General features: G+C 70.7%; 18 protein-coding genes and 2 pseudogenes. 9 read left to right on the top strand and 11 right to left on the bottom strand.

Features of this window, described 5'->3' with window-relative positions; all coding sequences use genetic code 11:
* Window position 1: 1 nt before the first annotated feature.
* The 8 genes from OG322_RS24875 (at window position 2) to OG322_RS24840 (ending at window position 9,924) form a co-directional block, all read left to right on the top strand.
* Window positions 2–769: an ABC transporter ATP-binding protein gene (locus OG322_RS24875; RefSeq protein ID WP_123471158.1), complete on the top strand. Its 768-nt coding sequence runs from the start codon at window positions 2–4 to the stop codon at window positions 767–769.
* The gene (locus OG322_RS24870) at window positions 769–2,730 is read left to right on the top strand and encodes an FtsX-like permease family protein (RefSeq protein ID WP_123471160.1); all 1,962 of its coding nucleotides are present in this window, start codon (window positions 769–771) and stop codon (window positions 2,728–2,730) included. The genes OG322_RS24875 and OG322_RS24870 overlap by 1 nt, the downstream gene beginning before the upstream one ends.
* A gap of 687 nt (window positions 2,731–3,417) precedes the next feature.
* On the top strand, window positions 3,418–4,959 hold the full coding sequence (locus OG322_RS24865) for a sugar ABC transporter ATP-binding protein (protein ID WP_123471164.1): 1,542 nt from the start codon (window positions 3,418–3,420) through the stop codon (window positions 4,957–4,959).
* A complete protein-coding gene (locus tag OG322_RS24860) occupies window positions 4,956–6,011 on the top strand; it encodes an ABC transporter permease (RefSeq protein WP_073738966.1) in 1,056 nt (351 codons plus the stop codon). Before OG322_RS24865 ends, OG322_RS24860 begins: the two co-directional genes overlap by 4 nt.
* A gap of 64 nt (window positions 6,012–6,075) precedes the next feature.
* Window positions 6,076–7,047, top strand: coding sequence for an ABC transporter permease (locus OG322_RS24855; protein ID WP_185095743.1), 972 nt, complete (start codon window positions 6,076–6,078; stop codon window positions 7,045–7,047).
* A gap of 50 nt (window positions 7,048–7,097) precedes the next feature.
* A complete protein-coding gene (rhaS, locus tag OG322_RS24850) occupies window positions 7,098–8,183 on the top strand; it encodes a rhamnose ABC transporter substrate-binding protein (RefSeq protein WP_123471169.1) in 1,086 nt (361 codons plus the stop codon).
* 50 nt (window positions 8,184–8,233) lie between these two features.
* Entirely contained in the window at window positions 8,234–8,548 is a 315-nt protein-coding gene (locus OG322_RS24845; RefSeq protein WP_123471171.1) for an L-rhamnose mutarotase, read from the top strand.
* A gap of 227 nt (window positions 8,549–8,775) precedes the next feature.
* On the top strand, window positions 8,776–9,924 hold the full coding sequence (locus OG322_RS24840; RefSeq protein WP_124284037.1) for a hypothetical protein: 1,149 nt from the start codon (window positions 8,776–8,778) through the stop codon (window positions 9,922–9,924).
* On the opposite strand, the gene OG322_RS24835 is transcribed toward OG322_RS24840, so the two are convergent.
* The 8 genes and pseudogenes from OG322_RS24835 to OG322_RS24800 all read right to left on the bottom strand — a co-directional run bounded on the left by OG322_RS24835 (window position 9,921) and on the right by OG322_RS24800 (window position 18,335).
* Window positions 9,921–10,406, bottom strand: coding sequence for an anthrone oxygenase family protein (locus OG322_RS24835; protein WP_124284038.1), 486 nt, complete (start codon window positions 10,404–10,406; stop codon window positions 9,921–9,923). The two genes, OG322_RS24840 and OG322_RS24835, sit on opposite strands and share 4 nt — an antisense overlap.
* Before the next feature lie 103 nt (window positions 10,407–10,509).
* A complete protein-coding gene (locus OG322_RS24830) occupies window positions 10,510–12,123 on the bottom strand; it encodes a vWA domain-containing protein (RefSeq protein WP_329306949.1) in 1,614 nt (537 codons plus the stop codon).
* A 132-nt stretch (window positions 12,124–12,255) separates the two neighbouring features.
* Complete coding sequence (locus OG322_RS24825) at window positions 12,256–13,134, bottom strand: ABC transporter permease (protein ID WP_123471179.1); 879 nt, start codon at window positions 13,132–13,134, stop codon at window positions 12,256–12,258.
* On the bottom strand, window positions 13,131–15,791 hold the full coding sequence (locus OG322_RS24820; RefSeq protein ID WP_329306948.1) for an alpha/beta fold hydrolase: 2,661 nt from the start codon (window positions 15,789–15,791) through the stop codon (window positions 13,131–13,133). Before OG322_RS24820 ends, OG322_RS24825 begins: the two co-directional genes overlap by 4 nt.
* Window positions 15,792–16,002: 211 nt before the next feature.
* Window positions 16,003–16,419: a hypothetical protein gene (locus OG322_RS24815; protein ID WP_123471182.1), complete on the bottom strand. Its 417-nt coding sequence runs from the start codon at window positions 16,417–16,419 to the stop codon at window positions 16,003–16,005.
* A gap of 169 nt (window positions 16,420–16,588) precedes the next feature.
* Window positions 16,589–16,999 (bottom strand): annotated as a pseudogene (locus OG322_RS24810) (DUF4291 family protein); the annotation flags it as partial.
* Window positions 17,000–17,058: 59 nt separating this feature from the next.
* Complete coding sequence (locus OG322_RS24805; protein WP_185095717.1) at window positions 17,059–17,730, bottom strand: hypothetical protein; 672 nt, start codon at window positions 17,728–17,730, stop codon at window positions 17,059–17,061.
* A gap of 236 nt (window positions 17,731–17,966) precedes the next feature.
* Window positions 17,967–18,335 (bottom strand): DUF2750 domain-containing protein, encoded by a 369-nt coding sequence (locus OG322_RS24800; RefSeq protein ID WP_124284041.1) that lies wholly within the window; start codon window positions 18,333–18,335, stop codon window positions 17,967–17,969.
* A 621-nt stretch (window positions 18,336–18,956) separates the two neighbouring features.
* Here OG322_RS24800 and OG322_RS41620 point away from each other — a divergent pair.
* Window positions 18,957–19,145: pseudogene (locus tag OG322_RS41620) on the top strand (hypothetical protein); the annotation flags it as partial.
* A 210-nt stretch (window positions 19,146–19,355) separates the two neighbouring features.
* Here OG322_RS41620 and OG322_RS24790 read toward each other — a convergent pair.
* The 3 genes from OG322_RS24790 to OG322_RS24780 all read right to left on the bottom strand — a co-directional run bounded on the left by OG322_RS24790 (window position 19,356) and on the right by OG322_RS24780 (window position 22,728).
* Window positions 19,356–20,453, bottom strand: a complete 1,098-nt coding sequence (locus OG322_RS24790; protein ID WP_123471184.1) for an HTTM domain-containing protein — start codon at window positions 20,451–20,453, stop codon at window positions 19,356–19,358.
* A 103-nt stretch (window positions 20,454–20,556) separates the two neighbouring features.
* Window positions 20,557–21,306, bottom strand: coding sequence for a DUF5819 family protein (locus tag OG322_RS24785; RefSeq protein WP_260147594.1), 750 nt, complete (start codon window positions 21,304–21,306; stop codon window positions 20,557–20,559).
* Window positions 21,307–21,423: 117 nt separating this feature from the next.
* On the bottom strand, window positions 21,424–22,728 hold the full coding sequence (locus OG322_RS24780; RefSeq protein WP_329306947.1) for an ice-binding family protein: 1,305 nt from the start codon (window positions 22,726–22,728) through the stop codon (window positions 21,424–21,426).
* Window positions 22,729–22,733 lie beyond the last annotated feature (5 nt).

Genomic DNA, 22,733 nt, shown 5'->3' with positions numbered 1-22,733 from the left:
CATGGCAGACAATCAGGCGGTCCGGCTCGAACAGGTCAGCAGGTGCTACGCGGCCGCTACCTCCGCGGCGGTGCGCGCCCTCGACGAGATCTCCGTGGTCTTCGAACGCACCACCTTCACCGCGATCATGGGCCCGTCCGGCTCGGGGAAGAGCACTCTTCTGCAGTGCGCGGCCGGACTCGACCGGCCCGACTCGGGCCGGGTGGTCGTGGACGACATCGATCTCGGACCGCTCAGCGAGAAGGCCCTCACCGAACTGCGCCGGGACCGGATCGGCTTCATCTTCCAGGCGTTCAACCTCCTCGGCGCGCTGAGTGCCGAACAGAACGTGGGGCTTCCGCTGCGGCTCGCGGGGCGCCGGCCCGACTCCGCCGAGGTCCGCGCCGCCCTCGCCCAGGTCGGACTCGGCGAGCGCGCCGGACATCTGCCCTCCCAGATGTCCGGCGGCCAGCAGCAGCGGGTGGCGATCGCCCGCGCGCTGATCACCAGGCCCAAGGTCCTCTTCGCCGACGAACCCACCGGCGCCCTGGACAGCAGCAGCAGCCGGACCGTGCTGAAGCTGCTGCGGACCCTGGTGGACGAGCAGGGACAGACCACGATCATGGTGACTCACGACCCGGTCGCCGCCTCGTACGCGGACCGGGTCGTCTTCCTCGTCGACGGCCGCATCACCGACGAGATGCGGCAGCCGACCGCGCAGGGCGTCGCCGAGCACATGGCCCTGCTGGAAGCGGACACGGCGCCCGCACGTGTGGGCGGTGGCGAGTGATGGGGAAGTTCTCCCTCCTGGTCCCCGTCGCGGTGGCCACCCTGCGCAAGCGGTGGCTCGGCTTCATCGGCTCGTTCGTCGCCCTCACCCTGGGCGTGGCCCTCATCGCCGCCTCCGGCCTGCTCGTCGTGACGTCGGCGGGGCTGGAGAACAACGATCCGTCGGCACCTTCCCTGAAGAAGCTCCTCACCTTCATGGCCGGGATGTCCGGCTTCGTATCGCTGTTCGTCGTGGCGTCGACGTTCGCTTTCGCCGTCGCCGGGCGGCGCCGCGAAACGGCCCTGCTGCGGGCCGTCGGCGCCACCCCGCGGCAGATCAGGCTGCTGGTGATCGGTGAGTCGGTGGTGGTCTCGCTGATCGCCTCGGTCGCCGGCTCGCTGCTCGGCCCGGCACTCGCGCCGCTCTTCGCCCGGTGGCTGGTCGACCGCGGTGCCGCCCCGGAGGGCTTCACCGTGGAGTTCTCGGCGGGGCCCCTGCTGATCGCCTCGGCGATCGAGGTGGGGGTGGCGGTGCTCGGTGCCTACGCGGCGGCCCGCCGGGCCGGCCGGGTACGCCCCGTCGAGGCGCTGAGCGCCGCGGCGGTGGACGGCAAGGTGATGACACCCGGGCGCTGGGTGTGGGCCGTCGCCTATCTCGCGCTCTTCGGCACGGTGGTGGCCCTGTTCACCGCCATGCCCCCCGGCATGCAGCAGGACCCGCAGCTGCGTGACCCGCAGAACCTGCCGGTCTGGTCGCTGCTGATCGATGTCATGGCGATCATGGCGCTCGCGCTGTTCGCCCCGGTGGTCGTCCCTCCGCTGGTCCGGCTGCTGACCCTGCCGGTGCCGCTGGCGGCGGGCGCGGTCGGGATGCTGGCGAGGCAGAACGCGCTGGCCGCGGTGCGCCGTACCGTCTCCACCGCGACCCCGGTCTTCCTGGTGATCGGCCTGACCGCGACGGTGGTGGGCTCCACGCTCGCCTTCGGTGAGGCCAGGGCCCAGCAGTCACGTGCGGCGCTCAGCGCGCAGTACGTGGTCGAGCCGGACGGTGGGTCCGGGCTCTCCGCCGCCGCGGTGCGGCACCTGCGGGAGCTGCCCGGCAGCCGGACCACCACCATCCACCCCACCCTCGTCTCGGACCTGGGCGGCGGGATGACCGGCGGTACGACCGCCGCCACCGCCGTCGACGGTGACGCGGCCAGGACCTGGAAGCTGAAGACGAAGGCGGGTTCGCTCGACGCGCTGAAGGGATCGGCCGTCGCCGTCTCCAGCGGCCTCGCCGAGTCCAACGACTGGCGGGTCGGCGACCGGCTCGACGCCACCCTGGCCGACGGCGCCTCCCTCACCGTGAAGGTGGTCGCCCTGGTCAGGACACCGCTCAACCTCTCCGAGGTGCTGCTCCCGTACGACACGGTGGCGGCGCATCTGACCGGCGGCAAGCAGCCCACCGCGGCGTTCGTCTCCACCGCCGCGGGCGCCGCCGCCCCGGCACTGGGCGCCACCGACGGAGCGAGGATCACTCCCACCGGACAGTGGGGCAGCGGCGACGACGACCCGCGGGCCCGCAGCGACTGGATCACCATGATCGCCATCCTGGGTCCGGCCCTGCTCTACGCGCTCATCGCCATCATCAACACCATGATGATGTCCACGGGCGACCGGCTGCGGGACTTCGCCACGCTCAGGCTGACCGGGGGCAACGACCGACAGGTCCTGTCCATGGTCGCGGTGGAGGCCGTCCTCACCGCCGCGACCGCCACCGTGCTCGCCGTGCTCGTCACCACCGGCACCCAGGCCGCGAGCCTGATGCTGATCAACCGCCGCGTCCTGGACGCCGGTTCGGCGCTCTCGCTGAGCCTGCCGTGGACGGCGATCGGGGGCAGCGCGCTCGCGGCGCTCGCCCTCGCGCTCCTCTCCAGCGTTCTCCCGGCCAGGCTGGCACTGCGCGCCCGCGCACTGGACCTGGCCGGCGCCCGGCAGTAGCACCTGCCGGGGTCACCCGACCCGCCGCACCTTCCCGACCGATGTCTCCCGAGAGAAGGCTGTCCACGACCACCGCCGCGCCTGCCCTGTTCACCGGCTCCGAGCCGGCCGACCCGCTACCGGCAAGACCCGTCGACCGTCCCGTCGTACTGCTCGCGGAGGAACTGTCCCCGGCGACCGTGGAGGCCCTCGGCACGGATGTCGAGGTACGGCACGTCGACGGAACCGACCGGCGCGCGCTCCTGGCCGCGCTCGCCGAAGCCCAACGCCCACGAGTACCTGCGCCGGCTGCACGGCGCCTGAGGGTCCGGCGGGAGCGGCCCCGGCCTGGCGCGTCGCGCTTGTCCCGGCCCGCCCCGGCCGCCGCCGGCTGGACCGTGTCCTGCCGCTCGTACGGGCTTCACAGGGCCGCGGCCGCTCCGCGCGGACGTCACTCAACATGAATCGATTCACCACCAGGCTGGGCAATCCTCCCACCAAGGCGCCACCGGGGGCCCGCACGCACGCGAGTCGACGCTGTTCATTTCCCCCGCACCCCTCCCCCCAACCTCAGTAGATTCCCACTGCGCACCCATTGACTACGCCCACGCACCCCGTCTAGCTTCCGAGGAGCCCGATTGAAACCTTTCACGACGGGTGGGCCCCTGCGGCCTCCCGCCGGCTCGGTCCACCGCTCAGGAGCCCCTCATGAACAAGTCCGCCAAGGGCCCGGACTCGGCCCCGGAGCCGGCCCCGGTTCTGGCGCTGAAGGGTGTGAGCAAATCCTTCGGTGCCGTACGGGCCCTGCAGGACGTGTCCCTCGAACTCTTCCCCGGTGAGGCGCACGCACTCGCCGGGGAGAACGGCGCGGGAAAGTCCACCCTCATCAAGGCGCTCGCCGGGGTGCACCGCCCTGACAACGGTGTCGTACTGCTCGACGGGAAGCCCGTCGTCTTCAACGGCCCGGCCGCCGCCCGCGATGCCGGTATCGCCGTCATCTACCAGGAGCCGACGCTCTTTCCCGATCTGTCGATCGCCGAGAACATCTTCATGGGCCGCCAGCCCCGGCGCTCCCTCGGCCGGATCGACCGCAGAGCCGTGCACGACACGACCGCGGGGCTGATGCGCCGGCTCGGTGTGGATCTGGCCCCCGACCGGCCGGCCCGCGGGCTCTCCATAGCGGACCAGCAGATCGTCGAGATCGCCAAGGCGCTCTCCTTCGAGGCCCGTGTCCTGATCATGGACGAGCCGACGGCCGCACTCACCGGCAGCGAGACGGCCAGGCTGTTCTCCGTCGTACGGGCGCTGCGCGCCGAGGGTGCGGCCGTGCTGTTCATCTCGCACCGGCTCGACGAGATCTTCGAACTGTGCCAGCGCGTCACCACCCTCCGCGACGGCAGGTGGATCTCCTCCGAGCCGCTGGACGGGCTCACCCAGGACGGTCTCGTGCGGCTCATGGTCGGCCGCGAACTCGACGACCTCTACCCGAAGCAGGACGCCGCCGTCGGCGAAGTCGCCCTTTCCGTAAGGCGGCTGACGCGGGAGGGCGTCTTCCACGACGTGTCGTTCGAGGTGCGCCGGGGCGAGATCGTCGCACTGGCCGGGCTCGTCGGGGCCGGCCGCACCGAGGTGGCCCAGGCCGTCTTCGGCGTCGACCGCGCCGACGCGGGTGAGGTCCGGGTGAACGGCACCGCGCTGCGCGCCGGTTCGCCCACCGCCGCGATGGCCGCCGGGCTCGCCCTCGTGCCCGAGGACCGCAGGCAGCGCGGGCTCGTCATGGAGATGTCGATCGAACGCAACATCGGCCTCACCGGGCTCGGCGAGGTCCGCCGCGGCGGACTGGTCAGCCGGGCCCTGGAGCACGACCGGGCCGCCGACTGGGCCCTGCGCCTCCAGCTCAAGTACAACCGGCTGGCCGACACCGTCGGTGTCCTGTCCGGCGGCAATCAGCAGAAGGTCGTGCTGGCCAAGTGGCTGGCCACCGGACCCTGCGTACTCATCGTCGACGAGCCCACCCGCGGCATCGACGTCGGCACCAAGGCCGAGGTCCACCGGCTGCTCTCCGCCCTGGCCGCCGAAGGGCTCGCCGTGCTGATGATCTCCTCCGACCTGCCCGAGGTGATCGGCATGGCCGACCGGGTGCTCGTCATGCACGAGGGCCGGCTCGTCGCCGAACTCCCGCGCGCGCGGGCCACCGAGGAGACGGTCATGGCGGCGGCGACCGGACTCGGCGAAAGGACAGCGGCATGACCACCACCGTCGCAAGCCCGCCGGACAGCGGCCCGAAGGCACCGGCCCGCAGCGCGGCCTCGCTCGTGGACACGGTCTTCCGGGCCCGCGAGATATCCATCGCCGGGGCGCTGATCCTGCTGATCCTCGGCACCTATCTGGCCAATCCGCGCTTCCTGTCCGACCAGGGCATCAAGGACCTGCTGCTCAACTCCTCGATCCTGGTGCTGCTCGCGGTCGGCCAGTCGGCCGTCGTCATCACCCGCAACATCGATCTGTCGGTCGGCTCGGTCGTCGGCCTCTCCGCCTTCGCCTGCGGCAAGTTCGTGGCCGGAACCGATCACGGCGTGCTCACCGTCATGCTGCTGGGCATCGCCATCGGGGTGGTCTGCGGGCTGGTCTCCGGCGCGCTCGTCAGCTTCGGCAAGGTGCCCGCGCTCGTCGTGACGCTCGGCATGCTCTACATCATCCAGGGCGTGGACTACTGGTGGGCGCAGGGCGACCAGATCGGCGCCGCCGAGGTCCCCGACCAGATCCTCGGCCTCGGCAGCGGGAGCCTCCTGGGCGTGCCGTATCTGCCGCTGATCACCGTGGTGCTGCTCGCCGCGACCGCCTACTTCCTGCGCAGCTACCGCTCGGGGCGCGAGCTGTACGCGATCGGGTCGAGCCCGGAGGCCGCAGTGCTCGCCGGGGTGCCGATCCGGCGCCGGATCCTGGCCGCGTACGCCTTCTCGGGGGCCGTCGCCGGTTTCGCCGGCACCCTGTGGCTCGCCCGGTTCGGCACGGTCGTCGCGGACAACGCGCACGGCTGGGAGCTGACGGTCGTCAGCGCCGTCGTCGTCGGCGGTGTCGCCATCACCGGCGGCACGGGAACGGTCTGGGGCGCCGCGCTGGGCGCCCTGCTGCTCACCACCATCGGCAGCGTGCTGGTGGTCCTGAAGGTCGACTCGTTCTGGCAGGGCGCCATCACCGGCGCTCTGCTGCTCCTGGCCATCAGCATCGACCGAATCGTCAACCTGCGGATGACCGCCGCACTGAGGAAGAGGAGCGCCCGGCATGGCAATGGCGCCTGAGACCGAGAAGGCGGTGCCCACCGCCCCGCAGGGGTCCGCCAGGACGAAGGGTTCGCTGCGCGGCCTGGCACTGCGCTGGGACACCGCGGTCGGGGCGCTCCTGGTGGCGGTCGTCGTGGCCGGACTCGGCACCACCGACGGCTTCGGCTCGGGCGAGAACCTCGCGTTCGCCTTCAACGACATCGCCGAAGTCGCCCTCATCGCCCTGCCGATGACGCTTCTGGTGGTCGCCGGACAGGTCGACCTGTCGGTCGCCTCGATGCTGGGCCTGGGCAGTGCGCTGACCGGTGCGCTGTGGGACGCGGGGTGGGCGTTCGAGACGATCGTGCCGGTGGTGCTGCTGGCGGGCGTCGCCGGAGGGCTGCTCAACGGCTGGCTGGTCACCCGGGTCGGACTGCCGTCGCTGGCCGTCACCATCGGCACCCTCGCGCTCTACCGGGGCCTGGCCTCGGTGGCGCTCGGCAGCGACGCGGTGACCGACTTCCCCCGGACGTACACCGACTGGGCCGTCGACACGACCACGGTGCCCGGCACCTTCCTCACGTACCCCGTCCTGCTGTTCATCGTGCTCGCCGTGATCACCGCGATCGTGCTGCACGCGACCGGCCTGGGGCGTTCCCTGTTCGCGATCGGGGCGCAGGAGGAGGCCGCGTACTTCGCGGGCATCCGGGTCAAGCGGATCAAGCTGCTGCTGTTCGTCACCACCGGGCTGTTCTCCGCCTTCGCGGGGATCGTCTTCACGCTCCGCTACGGAAGTGCCCGCGCCGACAACGGGCTCGGCTTCGAGATGCTCGTCATCGCCTCCGTACTGCTCGGCGGCATCGACTTCGACGGCGGAAAGGGCACGCTCTTCGGCGCGGTCGCCGGGGTGCTGCTCATCGGTGTCCTGAAGAACCTGCTGACCCTCAACGACATCGCCAACGAGGTGCAGGTCATCGTGACCGGTCTGCTGCTCGTGGCATCCGTCCTCACCCCACGCGTCATCGCGGCCGTGGTCGAACGACGCCACCGGCGCGCCGCCGACGCCCGCCCCTGATCCCCCCTGCTCCGTCCTCGTCCGCACTCCTCGAAAGGCACACCGCCGCCATGATGCTCCGCAATGCCGCTGGGCGCCGCGCCGTCGCCACCGCCGCCACCGCGCTCTCGCTCGCCCTCGCCCTCAGCGCCTGTTCCGGCACCACGAAGGACAGTTCCGACAAGGAGTCCACGAAGGCCGGGGCCACGGCGAAGGCCGATCCGGGTGCGGCGCTGAAGAAGGGGCTGAAGCTCGCCTTCCTGCCCAAGCAGATCAACAACCCGTACGAGAAGATCGTCGACGACGCGGGGATCGAGGCGGCCAAGGAGTACGGCGGCACGGGCAAGGAGGTCGGCCCGTCCGACGCCAGCGCCTCCTCGCAGGTCAGCTACATCAACACGCTGATCCAGCAGCGCCAGGACGCGATCCTGGTCGCCGCCAACGACCCGAACGCGGTGTGCGGTCCGCTGAAGCAGGCCATGAAGAAGAACATCAAGGTCGTGGCGTACGACTCGGACACCGCGAAGGAGTGCCGCCAGCTCTTCATCAACCAGGCGAGCTCCGAGGAGATCGGCCGCAGCCTGGTCCAGCACCTCGGTGAGCAGATCGGCTACCAGGGCAGGATCGCGATCCTCTCGGCCACCCAGAACGCGACGAACCAGAACACCTGGATCGAGTTCATGAAGGACGAGCTGAAGCTGCCCAAGTACAAGGACATGAAGCTGGTGAAGGTGGCGTACGGGGACGACGCGGACCAGAAGTCGTTCCAGCAGACCCAGGGCCTGATGCAGGCCTACCCCGACCTGAAGGGCATCATCTCGCCCACCACCGTCGGCATCGCGGCGGCCGCCCGCTACCTGAGCGACTCCTCGTACAAGGGCAAGGTCGTGCTGAACGGCCTGGGCACGCCGAACCAGATGCGCAAGTACGTCAAGGACGACACCGTCGAGCAGTTCTCGCTGTGGAACCCGGAGGAGCTGGGGTACCTCGGTTCGTACGCCGCCGCGGCGCTGGCGTCCGGTCAGATCACGGGCGCGCAGGGTGAGAAGTTCAAGGCGGGCAAGCTCGGCGAGTACACGATCGGCAAGGACGGCGAGGTCATCCTCGGCAAGCCGACCGTCTTCGACAAGAAGAACATCGACACGTTCGACTTCTGAGCAGCCGCAGCCCTGATCGCCGACCGCTCCACCTACCGGGAGACCCCGTCATGCAGCGTGTCTGCTTCCTGCTGAACGTACGCGAGGACCGGATCGGCGAGTACCGCGAGCGTCACGCCGCGGTCTGGCCCGACATGCTCGCCGCGCTCTCCGCGGCGGGCTGGCACAACTACTCGCTCTTCCTGCGCGAGGACGGGCTGCTCGTCGGCTATCTGGAGACGGAGGACTTCGACGCGGCACGTCAGGCGATGGCCGCCACCGAGGTGAACGAGCGGTGGCAGCGGGACATGGCGGACTTCTTCCAGCAGCCGGAGGCGGCGGACGACGCGATGGTGCCGCTCATCGAGGTGTTCCACCTGGCGTGAGGCACGGCGGGCAGGCCCGGTCGGATCGCGGGCGTGCGTACCGTCACCCTTCGAAACGCCGTTCGCCGCCTACGGGCCCCGGCGTAGTATCCGGGCGAATCGATTCTGGAAACGCCGTGGTGGGGTCGGTGCGCGTCACCGGGCCGAGGGGGGCAAGGGGTGCGGCTCGGGACCGGTCCGTCCGGGTTCCGCACGCACCGCCCCGCACACGGCCCGAAGGGGGAACCGTGGCACACAAGGACGATGCGGTACGGCTGAGACGTGCGACCGGGTGGTGCCGCGTCACCGGCACCGCGGCGCTGGTGACAGGTGCTGTCACCGCACTGAATCTGCTCTTCCCGGCCCCGGAGAACCGGCTCCTGGGCGACAGTTCGGTCATCTACGCGGTCCTGACGGCGCTGCTGACCGCACTGTGGTGGGCCGGCGCGCTGCTCGCCCCGCCGCTGACCGCCCCGGCGCTCTCGGACGGTCCGGGCTCCGCCTCCGTCCCCGAACGGCTGCCCCGTCGCCGGATGACACGGGCGACCCTCCTGCCCTCGCTGTTCATGTCCGTGCTCCCGCTCGTCGTGGTGCGCACGATCGGCGCCCACGCCGGTCCGCTGGAGCCCGTGATGCCGCTGTTCCTCGCCGTCGCCGCCCTGATCTCACTGTTCCTGCTGCGCGGTTGGCTGAGCGGTCTGATCGGCGGGTCGGCCCACTCCGGGCCGGCCGAGTTGCGCAGGGACGCCGCCGCCGGGGCTGTCGCCGCCCGCCGGGTACGGGTGGGGAGCGCCGTGTGGACCGGTGAGGGCGACGGGCGCTGGAGTGCGTCGCGCCGGCTGATGGTGTCGGCCGAGGACAGGCAGATCGCCCTGCGGACCGCGGACGAGGAGAGCGCCCAGTTCCCGTGGCTGGACCTGGAGTCGGCTGCTGTCCTGGAGGGCCGTGAGGGATGGCTGTGCTGGGCGGCTGCCGGCGGTTCCTGGGGCGATCCGGTGGAGCAGATGGGCGCCGCGCTGGTCACCGACGACGGCTACGTGGTCTGGGGGTCCACCGACCGCCATGTCGCCGAGGCGGCGTACGCGCCGGAGCACTCCCACCCCACGGCACCCCGGCGCGTGCGCCGGGCCCCGCGTGCGTCCCTCTACCGCCCGGATGTGCACAGGTACGCGCTGGCCATGGCCGCGGTGACGCTCCTCGCCCTGGTCGTCGCCGAACGCGGCGTGGGACCCGACGCGTTGTCCTGGTGCCTGGCCCTGGTCGCCGCCGGTACCGGCGTCCGCGGGGTGTACGGGTTCACCCGGCGGCTCGCCGACCGCCCGGGTCCGGGCTGGGAGCCCCCTGCGGCTTCCCGGGGGCGGGAGGGGCACGGACGCCGGGACGGCGACAGAGTCTAGTTCGCGGCGACGGTCAGCAGGACGAAGGCGGTGAGCGAGAGCGCGGTCCGGATCTGGTGGAAGATGTTCCAGCGGGCCTCGAACGCCGTACGGGCCGCGCTGTCGCCGCCCTCGCCCGCTGTCCCGGCTGTCCTCGCTTCTGCGGGTGATTCCGATGCCGCAAGCGCCTTGTTGAGCGGTATGTTGCCCGCGATCGTGACCAGGTGGGAGCCGACGGTGCAGACCAGCGCGGCGGCCACCGGCGGCCACCCCCATGCGTCCCGCCCGGCGACGAGCGCGACGGCCGGGAAGGCGATCACTCCGAGGAAGACGACGAGGAACACGGGTCCGGGGACCTTCTCGTTGAAGCGGCGCATCGCTGCCGTGAAACCGTCGTCCGGCAGGGCCGCGAGGCCGGGCATGACCGCGATCAGGAAGGTCAGCAGGAAGCCCGCGTAGAGGCCGGTCGTGATCACGGCGAGAGTGAGGAACAGGGAGGCCATGGCTCATCATGGCGCAGCAGCCCCGGCCGCGCAGCCTTCATTCGTACGCTCGTGCGATCGAATGGGCCTCGCCCGGCTCCGTCCTCGGTGCGGGCGGCCCGGGTCAGTCCATCTCGCCCTCTCCCGTACCCGTTCCGGTGTCGCCCCGGCCGCCCCTGAGCCGGTCCGCGCGACCGATCGCGGTGGCCAGTTTCGCCACCGACTCGTCCTCCGTGCTCGCGGCCAGCGTCTTGGCCCTGGAGGCCAGTTCACCGAGTCCCGGCGCGCCCGGAAGGCCGCCGCCGCGCAGGGCGTCGGCGAAGTAGGCGGCCACCGCCGTCACCTGGAGCCGGGTGCTGCGGCCGCCCCAGAGCCTCCCCTCGACCGCCCCGGTCTCCACCGCACCCGTCTCCTCGTGCGCGGCCCGGGACGTGGGGTCCAGCCAGCGCACCGTCGCGGTGGCCACATGGCCCGAGGCGCCGTCCCGCAGACGCACGGCGTAGAGCGCCGTCACCGTGTGCCCGGGGCCGACCTCGCCGCCGTCCACACTGTCGTCGCGGAAGTCCTCGTCGGCGACCTTGCGGTCCTCGTAACCGATCAGCCTGAACTTCTCGACGGTCTTCGGGTCGAAGGCCACCTGCGCCTTGGCGTCGCGCGCCGTCAGTTCGAGGTGTGCGGGCAACTGGTCGACGAAGACCTTGCGGGCCTGCTCCTCGTCGGCGACGTACGTGGTGTGGCCGTCGCCCTTGTCGGTGAGCCGCTCCATCAGCGCGTCGCCGTAGTCGCTGCCGACCCCGACGCCGAACAGGGTGATGCCGTACTCGCGGCGGGCGGAGCCGATCCGTTCGAGGATCGCGTCGGCGTCGGTCTCGCCGGTGTTGGCGAGTGCGTCGGAGAGCAGGACGACCCGGTTGCTCGCGCCCTCGCGGTGGCCGTCCACCGCCTCCTCGTAGCCGCGCCGGACGCCTGCCCCCACATTGGTGGAGTCGGCGGGTTCCATGGAGTCGACGGCGTCGTGGATCCTTCCGCGGTGGTCCCGCAGCCGGGTCATCGGCAGCACGGTCTTCGCCTCGTCGCTGAAGGTGACCAGGGAGACCGAGTCGTCGTCGCGCAGTTCGTCGGTGAGGATGCCGAGTGAGGTCTTCACCAGGCCGAGCCGGTCGGAGGCGGCCATCGAGCCGGAGATGTCGACGACGAAGGTGAGGGCGGCGGGCGGCCGTTCGGCACTGCTCGGTGCGGCTCTGGTCGCCAGGCCGACCCGCACCAAGGACCAGTCGCCGCCCCCGGCACCGGCCCGTGCCCCGTCGACGGAGACGGTGAAGCCGTTGCCCGCCGGGCGCCGGTAGCCCTGGCGGAAGCTGTTGACGAACTCCTCCGGCCGTACGGTCCGCGGCCCCGGCAGCCTGCCGTCGGCGAGCGTGCGGCGCGCGTATCCGTAGGACGCGGTGTCCACGTCCAGGGCGAAGGTGGACAGGTAGTCGGGCGGTGCGGACTCCTTCAGCCCGTCCCCCTTCTTCGCGTCGTCCGGCTCCTTCGCGCCGTCCTTCGCACCGCTCTCGGCGGCTGGGCCGGTGGCGGCCGGGGCGGGGGCGGGCGCTCCCCGGCGGTCCGAGGCGGAACTCTTGCTGCCGGTCCCCTCCCCCGAGCAGCCCGTGAGCAGCACCCCGCCCGCCAGGAGCAGCCCCAGCACCCCTCGGCACATCCGTGCCCGGCCGTGCGTCCGTGTCCGGCGTTCCATCCCCGTACCCCCTGCGTCGTCGTGTCCCACGTGTGCATGTGACGTGCGAGCGGGGGCCGGGGAGCCCGCGAGGATGTTGCGGATGGATCTCGATGCGGCAACGGTGGGCGGGAGTTCAGCGGAACATCAGGGTCAGGACACGATGTCCTTACGGCTGAACCCTCGGAAGGCGAAGGCGAACAGGATCAGGGCATACGTCACCGAGACCGCCGCGCCCTTCACCATGCCGCCCCACTCCAGGTCGGGCTGGAGCGCGTCCGCCCAGGCGAACTGCCAGTGGGCGGGCAGGAAGTCGCGCCAGGAGCCGAGCGCGGTGACGGCGTCCAGCACATTGCCGACGATGGTCAGCCCGACCGCGCCGCCGACCGCGCCCAGCGGGGCGTCCGTCCTGGTCGACAGCCAGAACGCGAGCCCGGCGGTGACGAGTTGGGAGACGAAGATGAACGCGACGACGAGCGCGAGCCGCGGCACGGTGTCCTCGGTCGCGAGCGCGCCGCCGGTGGGCAGTTCGAGCGGCCCCCAGCCGTACGCGGCGGCTCCCGCGGCCAGCGCGACGAGCGGCAGCAGCACCATCGCGGCCAGGCTGAAACCGAGCGCCACGACGAGCTTGCTCCACAGCAGCCGCGCCCGGGGCACGGGCGCCGCCAGCAGATAGCGCAGCGAGGACCAACTGGCCTCGGAGGCCACGGTGTCGCCGCAGAACAGCGCCACCGGGACCACGAGCAGGAATCCGGCCGAGACGAACAGACAGGTCGCGGCGAAGTTCGCGGCGGACGCGGTCGCGGTGTCCATCAGGGTGAGCCGGCCACCGCCGCCGGGCCCGCCGTCCGGGGTGCCGCCGATCGCGAACGCGATGATCAGGATGAACGGCAGCGCGCCCAGCACCCCGCCCATGAGCAGGGTGCGCCGCCTGCGCAGCTGCCGTGCGGCCTCCACGCGCAGGGGGAGGGTGCGCCGGGCGCGGTATCCGGGGGCTTCCGGGGCCTCGGTGACTTCGGCTGCGGTACTCATGCGGAGCCTCCGGAGATCAGGGTGAGGAACGCGTCCTCCAGGCGGCGGTGCGGCCCGGCACCGGTCACCGGCACGTCCAGCCGGACCAGTTCGGCGATCAGCTGTGCGGACGTCGCCCCGTCGAGCCGGACCAGGAGCCCGTGCCCGTCGTCCGTGCGGACGGCGGAGCCGATGCCCGGGAGCGCGGCGGTCTTCTCCACGAGGGGTTCGGTGAGCTCCTCCGCCGTGGTGACGAGCAGCATGTCGCCCGAGCCGGTGATCTCGGCGACCGGGCCCGCCTGGACGAGCCTGCCCCGGTCCATGACCACCAGGTGGGTGCAGGACTGTTCGACCTCGGACAGGAGGTGGCTGGAGACGATGACGGTCCGGCCGCCGGCCGCGTACCGGATCATCACGTCGCGCATCTCGCGGATCTGCGGCGGGTCGAGGCCGTTGGTCGGTTCGTCGAGGATGAGGAGGTCCGGCATTCCCAGCATGGCCTGGGCGATGGCGAGCCGCTGCCGCATGCCCTGCGAGTAGGTGCGGACCGCTCGGGCCAGTGCGTCGCCGAGCCCGGCGATCTTCAGGGCCTCCTCGATGTACGAGTCCGCGGCGGGCCGCCCGGTGGCCTGCCAGTACAGTTCCAGGTTGGCGCGGCCGGACAGGTGCGGCAGGAATCCGGCGCCCTCGACGAAGGACCCGACGCGTGACAGCACGGGCGCCCCGGGCCGGATGGCCCTCCCGAAGACCCGGATCTCTCCGTCGTCGGGTGTGATGAGCCCCATCAGCATGCGCAGCGTGGTGGTCTTCCCCGCGCCGTTGGGGCCCAGCAGCCCGAGCACCTGGCCCTTCTCGACCCGGAAGGACAGCTCCCGGACCGCGTACCGGTCGGCGGACTTCGCGTACTTCTTCGACAGGCCGGTGATCTGGAGCGGTACGTCGGTGAGTGCGGGGTCCGGGGCGGGGGTGGCGGTCCGGCGCCGCATGGTGAGCAGCAGGGCGGCGGCGATCACGACGGCGGCGGCCGGGAGCCCCCAGGTCCACCAGGGCAGGGCGGCCGAGGCGGTCGTGAGGCCGGGTGCGGTGGGGATGGTGAGCGGGCCGTCGAGGGAGACGGTGTACGTGGTCGGCGCGGCCGGGGACGCGTAGCCGAGGTCGGTGGCGGCCAGCACGAGCCGGAGCCGGTGTCCGGAGTCGAGTTCGTGGTCGACCGCGGGCAGTGTCAGCTCCAGGGGCCTGCCCTGCTGCTCGGGGGTGATCCGGTAGGGGGCGACGAGCTGGGAGGGCAGCACCTGCTGCTTGCCGTCCGGCGACACGTCGTACACCTTGCCGAACAGCACCGCGTCGCCCTTCCCCGCCTTCACGTTCACGCGCACGGTCGGCGAGCCGGTGATGCGCCGCGCGGTCTTCAGCGGGGCGGATTCGAAGCGGGCGTTCTGCCCGGGGAAGTCGACGGAGAGCCCGACGCCGAGGGTGGACAGCTGGGCGAGACCGCCGCCGGTGCCGGGAACGGCGGAGATGGCGGGCGGGCCGGCCCCGGCGGGGTTGTTGAACGTCTGCGTCCCGCCTCGCAGCCGGACCGGTACTCCCCCGCTGTTCAGCCCGGGGTAGGTGTCGCCGCTCGCGCCGCGGGTGAGGGCGGCCCCGTCGGTGGAGTCGATGCCTCCGGTCCGGGTGACGCGGAAGGCGGGGCCGGTGTCGGCGCCCTTGTCGCCCTTCAGGTAGCGGTCGAACCAGTGGGTGACCCGCTGCCGCACCCGGTGGGACTCCTTGTCGCCGCCGTCGTGGCCGCCGGCGACCCAGTCGACGGCGACGGGCGCACCGTTCGCCTTGACGGCCTTGGCCATGGCGTCGGCCTGATCGAGCGGGAAGAGGGAGTCGGTCTGCCCCTGCATGATCAGCGCGGGCACCTTGATGCGGTCGGCCACGGCGCTCGGCGACCGCTCGGTGAGCAGCGCACGGGCGGCGGCGTCCGGTTTCCCGTTGACGGCGACCCTCTCGTACATCGCGCAGAGCTGCTTCTCGAAGTTCTCGCAGCCGCCGCCGGTGGTGACGAAGAGCCCGGACCAGAGCTTCTTGAACACCCCGTCGGGGAACAGCGCGTCGGCGAGGTTCCAGTACGTCATCTCCGGGGCGATGGCATCGACGCGCCGGTCGTACCCGGCGGCCAGGAGCGAGACCGCTCCGCCGTAGGAGGCGCCCGTGACCCCGACCCTCGGATCGCCCGCGGCGTCGAGCTGTACCTCGGGCCGGTCCGCCAGCCAGTCGATCAGCCGGGAGACGTCCTTCACCTCGGCGCCGGGTGCGTTGAGCGAGGTCTTCCCGCCGGACCGGCCGAAGCCGCGGGCGGACCAGGTCAGCACCGCGTACCCGTCCGCCGCCAACTGCTGGGCCTGCGCCCGGTTGTCGGCCTTGCTGCCGCCGAAACCGTGCCCGATCAGCACCGCGGGCCGGCGCTGCGAGCCGCCGGTGGTGAAGTACGAGGTGTCGATGGACACCCCGTCGATGCGCATCATCCGGTCCTGACGGTGCACGGCCGGTGCGCTGTCGTCGGCCGCGGCGGTCCAGGTGCCCGCCCCGGCCAGCACGACGAGTGCGGCGATGCCGGCGGCCCACCGGCCGCGGCTGCGGGGCAGCAGGCGCCGCCACCGGGACGTACGCGCGTGAGGGGTCTCCATGTGTTGAGCCTAAGCGGGCCAACACCCCGTCCACGCAGCCGCCAGGGGGAGGTACCCGGCCTCCTCAGGGCGTACGGCGCTCCGCGGGCGTACTCCGCCTGCGGTATGCCCGCCGCACGGCCCGGCCCACCGCACCGGCGCGGACGTCCGGCACGTCCCCAACGTCCGGGTCATCGCGTCGCGCCGTCGCGGTATCCGTTCTCCGCGCGGGCTACGCCGTGGGCAGCTTGCCGCTCTTGGTGTGCACCTCGTCGAGGAACTCGACGTCCTTCGAGTTCATCCGGTACACGTTGATCCGGACCTTGTGGCCCTCGGGGATGCTGAACGCGCAGGACTTGAACGTGCTCGTCTGGCAGGTGCCCTTCTTCTTCTCCGCGGTGACGTCGTAGACCTCGGTCCAGATGTAGTGGTTGTCCGCGCGCAGGTCGTCGACGTCCACCCGCTCGGCGTCCTTCGCCGAGTCGCGCGGCTCGAACACGACCCCGGCCACCTTCTTGCCGCCCGCGTAGAAGTAGTCGACCGTATTGGGCTTGGCCGCGGCGCTGGACGTGCCGGCACCCGCGGTGAGGGTGAGCCCCAGAGCCGTCACCACCGTGGCGCCCATGCGAACGAGGATGCGCTTGTTCATCTGGTTCCTCCGTGCTCATGTGCCGCTGTGAGCCGGTGCAACGCACCGGCAGTGATCTTCCTACCAGGGGGCCGGAACGAGCGGTCAAGGCGTTTTCGCAGGGTCTCCATCCCATGACCTCGGCATGGAGAAGCCGCCCTCGGACCCCCTCGAGGGATTCACGGTCCGGTCAGCAGCCCGCTCGTGTCGACCCGAGGACGGTCGGTGCGACGGGTGCGGCGTACGGCGACTCCTCCGGCAGGAGCCGGGCCGCCGTGTCGTTGCGGCCCGCCCGGACCAGCTCGTGGATCTCCCGGGCCAGCGGGGTGACGTCGCGGACGGACACCGTCCACTCGTCCGCGTAACGCCGCGCCGCCTCACCCGCGAGGCCGAGCTGGAGGGAGCGGTACGGCAGCCGGTTCAGGTGCAGATCACGCTCGGGGTCCCACTGGACGCGCGCCGGGGCGCGGCGCAGGGTGCGCTGCCAGGTGGCGAGATCGGAGTGCACACCCCGTTCGTAGTGCGAGAGTTCGGCGTTCGAGAGCGCCCAGTCGAAGCCCTCGCGGGTGATCTCGACCGCCAGGACGGTCTCCTGACCCTCCAAGCCGCGTTCACACACCCTTTTGCTCCGTGTGGTTGCGGGCCCGCGTCGCGGGCTGGTCAGCGCTGAGCGTCGCTGCCGTTGCGGTGCTCAGGGCGGCGGGTCCACAGAGATACATCACTGCTCGTCGCGACGGCGATGGTTTCCCCGGAGGGAGAGAAGCCGAAGGCTCGAAGTTCCGAGTATGTGGAGTGGAAGATATGCCACCACTTCTCTCCGTGGGGACCGGAGTGGGGGAGTCCGCCGTCGGCAGAGAGCAGGACACGGTCGTTCGGCCAGGCCGGGGTGACGACCTCCAGAGTCCAGCCGTCCGCGGTGGTGGTGTGCAGTCCTCCGCCGAAAAGCCCCGCAATGCGCACGCGTATACGACTGAGCGGCCCCAGCCCGGGACAGGAAAGGTCGGCAACCGCGTCGGGGGTGCTGTCCTCTGGGTCGGGGTCGCGATCCCTGGCGATCTTCTCCCCGGTGACGGCGTCGAAGAGTCCGTGACCGTCGTGAGAGACGACCATCACCAGGTCATGGCCGCCCTCAGGGTGCGCCGCGAAACCGATCCCGAGAAGTCCGCCGACAGGGACGCCGTACTCGCACTCGAAGACGGGCCGCCAGGGTTCGGGCGCCGACATCACAGGAGCGGCGAGGAGCCGTTCCCGCAGGGCCTGTTGGTACGCGGAGAGCTTCGGCTCAAGATCTTGTCGCTCGACCGGGGCGGCCTTCTTCGTCGGTTTCGTCACGCCTTCATGATCCGTGTTTCGGTCGGCCTACCCAGCGGAGTTGATGCAGACCAGTCTTCAGACACGCTTCTTGTCGGCTGTGAACGTCGCTTGATGACCCATGTCAAGCCGTGTCCACAGCCTTTAGAACTCCTGACGAAATGATCTTCGAGGTAGTCGGATCACTCCGGAACCGTTGAACCGGCGGTGCGAGGTGGCCAGGCCGAAGCCGTGGCAGGTCACCCTCGGATGCGCGCTCATCTACTGGCGGCGACTGGGCACCCTGGCGACCGATGGCGTGGGCTAAGGGCTTCCTCGGCGGTGAAGCTCCAGCCGACCAGGCGTGGCCCGCTCCAGTTGATGCCGATCACGAGTCCATCCCGGTCGGCATTGGGCAGTACGCCATCGCACCAGGTATCCAAGGGCATGGACTCAACGCGGAGCCCACGCCCCCAGATCTTCGCCGCCCTCTGGGCACGGGCCGAGGTCGACCAGAAGGGAAGACTTCGCGTGCCGTCCACAGTGAGGTGCGTGGGGCTTCCGTCGTCATCCCGGACAAGCCAGACCACTCCACTTTGGCGGACGTCTCCGAAAAATGCCGCCGCTTGCGAACCGCTCTGACTCATGGCCTACCGTTCCCCAACGCTCATTGTGCGTGCCCGCCCGCCTGCTTTTGGCCGGCGGGCACGCCTACACCGTCACCGTGCGACGCCCCCCGCCTCACCTGCTGACACAACCACCGGGGGGCAACGTGTCGCCGAAGCGTGTGCCGAACTGCGATTCATGGGCGTGACCCGGATCAACGTGGACAGGGCGCGGGCGGTCGGCCGGGCGCTGTTGCCGGGGCAGTCGCCGACGCTGGATGAGGTGTGCGGGAGGTGCACACGCGGGCGTGACGCCGTCCTTCCGAACGGTGATCTTGCAGGGTGCGTGCCGGCACGGGACTTCCCGGCGGGGAACGTACGCGACAACCGGTTAGCGGAACTGCTCGGCGGAGAGGCTTGGGCTGACCTCGCGGCGCGGATTCCGCTGCCTGCCCGGAGCGCCTGCCCGCCGGACGACAGCGGCGATTGCGACCCTGCGAACACCACCGCCTGTGGGCCCAAGTACTGATAGGCGGAGCATGCGACATGGTCAGACAAGAGCATCGAATTCGTGCCATGTTGGGCTGAAGGAAATCTATTGCTCCGGCGTCGACTGGTGGCCTCTGAGACGTCGCTTCTTATGGCGTGATCGCTCATTGAGCTGTGCATGACGGATCTGGTGAGCGGTTGGTGCCGGGTGGCTTGTGGGTGTTGTTCCGGCGGGTGGTGTCGCCCCCGGAGGTGAGGCGTCCGCAGGGCGGGGGCCGACGTTGGGCTGGTGACCGTGAAGTTCTGGCCGCGGTCATCTTCGTGGCCACCTCGGGCTGTAGGTGGACCTCTTGCGCTCCCGGGTCGGACGGAGCACCCGGAGCGAAACAAGGACGTATGACCGGTCACCTCACCCCTTGCGCTCCCGGCCGGACGCGGGCAGCGCCGAGACCGCGAGCGCGCCGTGCTTGCGCAACTTCTCTGCGCGGCCGCGGTCCAGACGTGCCCGTTCGACCCCGTACCGGCGGTGGCTGGTGCGCGATGGGTGCTGCCGCGCTGGTCGGCGAGGTCCGGTCAAGGATGCTCGTCCGCCCCTTCGAGGGCGAGTACCGGTTTGCGGGGGCGGTGCTCGGGGTGACTGTCCTCCGGGCGCGGCTGCGGAACGGAAGTGGACGGCGCGTCAGCGGTCGGTGCGGCTACCGGATCGGCCCGCCGGAACGTGCGGCTCAGCCCCCGCCCGAGGAACCCGTAGAACCGGTCGGGAAGGAACACGGCGTCGGCGACGACCATGGCGCCGGAGAAGAGCGGCAGGCCCATGAGCACGGCGATGCCCACATGCATGCCGATGAGCAGGGGCAGCACGACGTACTTGACCCGGCTGAACAGTACGAACGGGAAGGCCACCTGAAGCAGGACGGTCAGGTAGCTGGCGACGGCGATCAGCATCGGAAGCCGGTCCACCAGGACGGAGAGCGTCGGCCACGGCCGGAACAGGTCGAGGTTGAGTACGTAGTGGATCGCGGTTCCGTTGCCCCAGAGGCTGCCCTGGACCTTGTACAGCCCGGCGGATCCGTACAGCAGGCAGACCTGGGCCGCGATGACGAACAGGGCGCAGTTGTGCAGCACCGTCGCCAACTGCCGCCGCGCGAGGTCGAGATCGCGCAACAGGCCCGGTACGGGGCGCCGCGTCGGGGCGGCAACCGCCTTCGGCGTTCCCCGTTTCCCGGCCCGGCGGGCGTCGAGGGACCAACGGCGTCCACAGGCGGTGAAACAAAGGTAGAGGGCCATGAGGAGGATGAGGTTGTCCCCACCGTCCGTCATGAAGATCGAACGCGCGTGGAAGGACGCCACGACGACCGCGAAGACCACGGACACGACCCGGGTTCGCCATCCCAGCAGGAAGAGTGCGGACGTCACCACGGCGAGGAGGTAGCAGACCTCGAAGTACGGCCGGCTGTCGGACAGTGTGAGGACGCTGGACCAGCCGGTCTGGTTGAAGAGTTCACCGGCCAGCGCGGGTGTCCAGGGGGAGCCGGGCCCCCAGATCTCGTCCCGGTGCGGGAACTCCCGCAACAGGAAGGCGAGGTAGAGGAACCCGTACCCGATGCGCAGTGCCGCGGTCGCGTGGAGCGAGCGGGGCTGCTCGGTCACGGCGGTGCGCAGGGCGTTCATTGTGCGCAGGACACTCGCCTGCCCACGTACCCGCCGGCCGGCGTCGACCGGTGGCGGAGAAGAAGGGTACGGATCCGGTGTACGCGGAGCCTGCAGTCCCTGTTCAGCCGGCATACGGGGCCACCTTCCACGTCGCCTTCCACCAGGGCAGGTACCGGATGTTGTCCGGCGCGGGGGCGGCAGCGGGCCGAGAACCTGCTCCCCCTGCGGACGTCGGTACGGGGCGCACGGTGACCCGTAGCTGGATGTCCTCGAACGAGCCGTGCCGGTGCGCGGCGACGCGCTGGGCCGAGATGTTGCTCAGGTACTGCTGCATCATCCAGGCACGGCGCGAGTGGGGCTGGTCGTCCCCGCCGTGCAGTTCGAGGTACGAGGACCACGCCCGGCGCAGCATGTTCTGCTCCGTATGGCTCGGAAAGACACTGTGCCGGACGGCGGATTCATCCACGGCGGACAGGTCGAACCAGTCGCTGACCTGCTGGGTGCCGTCTGCGGACGTCCGCATGGTCCGTGCCGAGATCCGGTAGTTGACCGATTCGGGGTTGGGTGCGAAGAGACGCCAGTTCTGCTCGAACAAGGGGTAGACCCAGGCATTGATCTGCTTGTTGTAGCGCTGCGAGACGCTGTTGGCCGGGGCCACGTGCAGAAATACGACAAGGACGTGGGTCAGCGAGACCGCCAGAAGAAATAGCGTGGCGACGGCGGTAATCGTCTTCAGGATTCTGGTGCGCCTTGGAGTCTCCGTGATCATCTCCGGTGCGCCGGTTTCTTCTCTCGTGATCTGCGGATCCTCTCCGCCCTTGTCACCTTTCGCGCCCGGCGTTGTTCCGTAGCAGGAATCTTTGATGCTCATGGGGTTCCGTATTTCATGGTCTTAGGGACTCATGGTTTTCGCGTCTTCGGGGGCTGGTGAGCACGGTCGCCCGGCGCGCAGAAGGATGTACTGCGCGCCGGGCGGCTTGCGATTCAACTAAACCTTGGCGGCCTTGCATTCCTCGTACGAGGAGCACTTCTTGTCGTGCTTCTTCGTGTGTTCTTCGGTGTGCTTCTTGTTGTGCGTCTTTTCGTGCTTGGCGGGGTGGTGCTTGACCGGCTTGGGGTGCTTCGCCGGGTGCTTCTTGCACGTGCAGGGCTTGGTGTGGTGGTGGGGCTTCGGGTGCCCGGCAGGCTTGGCGTGGTGGTGCCCGGTGGGCTTGGCGTGGTGGTGCGGCTTCGGGTGCCCGGTGGGCTTCCCCGGGTGGCCGCCGTTACCGCCGCCGGTCGTGTTCCCCGCGGTGTTCCCGGAGGTGTTCCCCGCCGTGTTCCCGGAGGTGATCCCCCCCGTGTTCCCGGCGATGTTCCCCGAGGTGTTGCCCACCGTGGTGCTGCCCGTGCCGCCGGTGGTCCCTGCGATCAGGCCCCCTCCGGTGGTACCGCCGGTCAGGACCCCTCCGAGGACGCCACCCAAAGCCCCGGTCGTGGTGCCCGACGTGGTGCCCGACGTGGTGCCGCCGGTGAGGACGCCACCGAGGACGCCACCCAAGGCCCCGGTCGTGGTGCCCGTGGTGGTGCCGGTCGTGGTGCCCGTGGTGGTGCCGGTCGTGGTGCCCGTGGTGGTGCCGGTCGTGGTTCCGCCCGTGGTGCCGTTGGCGCACGTCGAGCGGGTGATCCGGTTGGTATCCAGGGTCACGGAGCCGTTGCGGGCCAGCGCCCGGCCGTCGATCGACGCCCCGGTGTTGGCTCCGATCGATGTCAACGCCAGGATGTTGCCGACGAAGGTGGTGTCGGTCCCGAGCGTCGCGGAACTGCCGATCTGCCAGAACACGTTGCACGGCGCCGCGCCGTTGACCAGCAGCACACGGCTGGCCGAGGCCGTCGTCAGCGTCGAGCCGACCTGGAAGATCCACACCGCGTTGGGATCGCCCTGCGCGTCCAGCCTGAGCGTGCCGGTGAGGCCGATCGAGCTGGAGGCCTTGTAGACACCTGGAGTCAAGGTCAGACCGCCGAGGTCACCGGCGATGCTGGAGTCGGGGGCCTGTCCTGCGGCGTTGTTGTACGCCGTGGTCAGGTCCGTCTGGGCCTGGAGCGCGGGGGCGTCCGCCGAGTGGGTGGCTCCGTTCACGATCCCGGGCGGGAAGCCGCTGACGGCGGTTCCCGGGCTCACACCGAGGTCTCCGGTGATCACGGACGGACCGGTGTTGGTGACCGACTGGCCGGCCAGCACCGCGTAGCTGTCCGCCGTTCCCAGAGGGACGGGGCTCCCGACCGCAAGGGCCTGCACTGGGGTGAGGGCCATGGCCG

It is taken from the genome of Streptomyces sp. NBC_01260 (assembly GCF_036226405.1).
Classification (GTDB): Bacteria; Actinomycetota; Actinomycetes; order Streptomycetales; family Streptomycetaceae; genus Streptomyces; species Streptomyces laculatispora.
The sequence above is the reverse complement of the archived record's forward strand: the minus strand, read 5'-3'. Positions and strand labels throughout refer to the sequence as shown.

Coding starts and splice junctions, on each gene's coding strand:
- OG322_RS24875 (WP_123471158.1), top strand. CDS start 2: ATGGCAGACAATCAGGCGGTCCGGCTCGAACAGGTCAGCAGGTGCTAC.
- OG322_RS24870 (WP_123471160.1), top strand. CDS start 769: ATGGGGAAGTTCTCCCTCCTGGTCCCCGTCGCGGTGGCCACCCTGCGC.
- OG322_RS24865 (WP_123471164.1), top strand. CDS start 3,418: ATGAACAAGTCCGCCAAGGGCCCGGACTCGGCCCCGGAGCCGGCCCCG.
- OG322_RS24860 (WP_073738966.1), top strand. CDS start 4,956: ATGACCACCACCGTCGCAAGCCCGCCGGACAGCGGCCCGAAGGCACCG.
- rhaS (WP_123471169.1), top strand. CDS start 7,098: ATGATGCTCCGCAATGCCGCTGGGCGCCGCGCCGTCGCCACCGCCGCC.
- OG322_RS24845 (WP_123471171.1), top strand. CDS start 8,234: ATGCAGCGTGTCTGCTTCCTGCTGAACGTACGCGAGGACCGGATCGGC.
- OG322_RS24835 (WP_124284038.1), bottom strand. CDS start 10,406: ATGGCCTCCCTGTTCCTCACTCTCGCCGTGATCACGACCGGCCTCTAC.
- OG322_RS24830 (WP_329306949.1), bottom strand. CDS start 12,123: ATGGAACGCCGGACACGGACGCACGGCCGGGCACGGATGTGCCGAGGG.
- OG322_RS24825 (WP_123471179.1), bottom strand. CDS start 13,134: ATGAGTACCGCAGCCGAAGTCACCGAGGCCCCGGAAGCCCCCGGATAC.
- OG322_RS24820 (WP_329306948.1), bottom strand. CDS start 15,791: ATGGAGACCCCTCACGCGCGTACGTCCCGGTGGCGGCGCCTGCTGCCC.
- OG322_RS24815 (WP_123471182.1), bottom strand. CDS start 16,419: ATGAACAAGCGCATCCTCGTTCGCATGGGCGCCACGGTGGTGACGGCT.
- OG322_RS24800 (WP_124284041.1), bottom strand. CDS start 18,335: ATGAGTCAGAGCGGTTCGCAAGCGGCGGCATTTTTCGGAGACGTCCGC.
- OG322_RS24790 (WP_123471184.1), bottom strand. CDS start 20,453: ATGAACGCCCTGCGCACCGCCGTGACCGAGCAGCCCCGCTCGCTCCAC.
- OG322_RS24785 (WP_260147594.1), bottom strand. CDS start 21,306: ATGAGCATCAAAGATTCCTGCTACGGAACAACGCCGGGCGCGAAAGGT.
- OG322_RS24780 (WP_329306947.1), bottom strand. CDS start 22,728: ATGGCCCTCACCCCAGTGCAGGCCCTTGCGGTCGGGAGCCCCGTCCCT.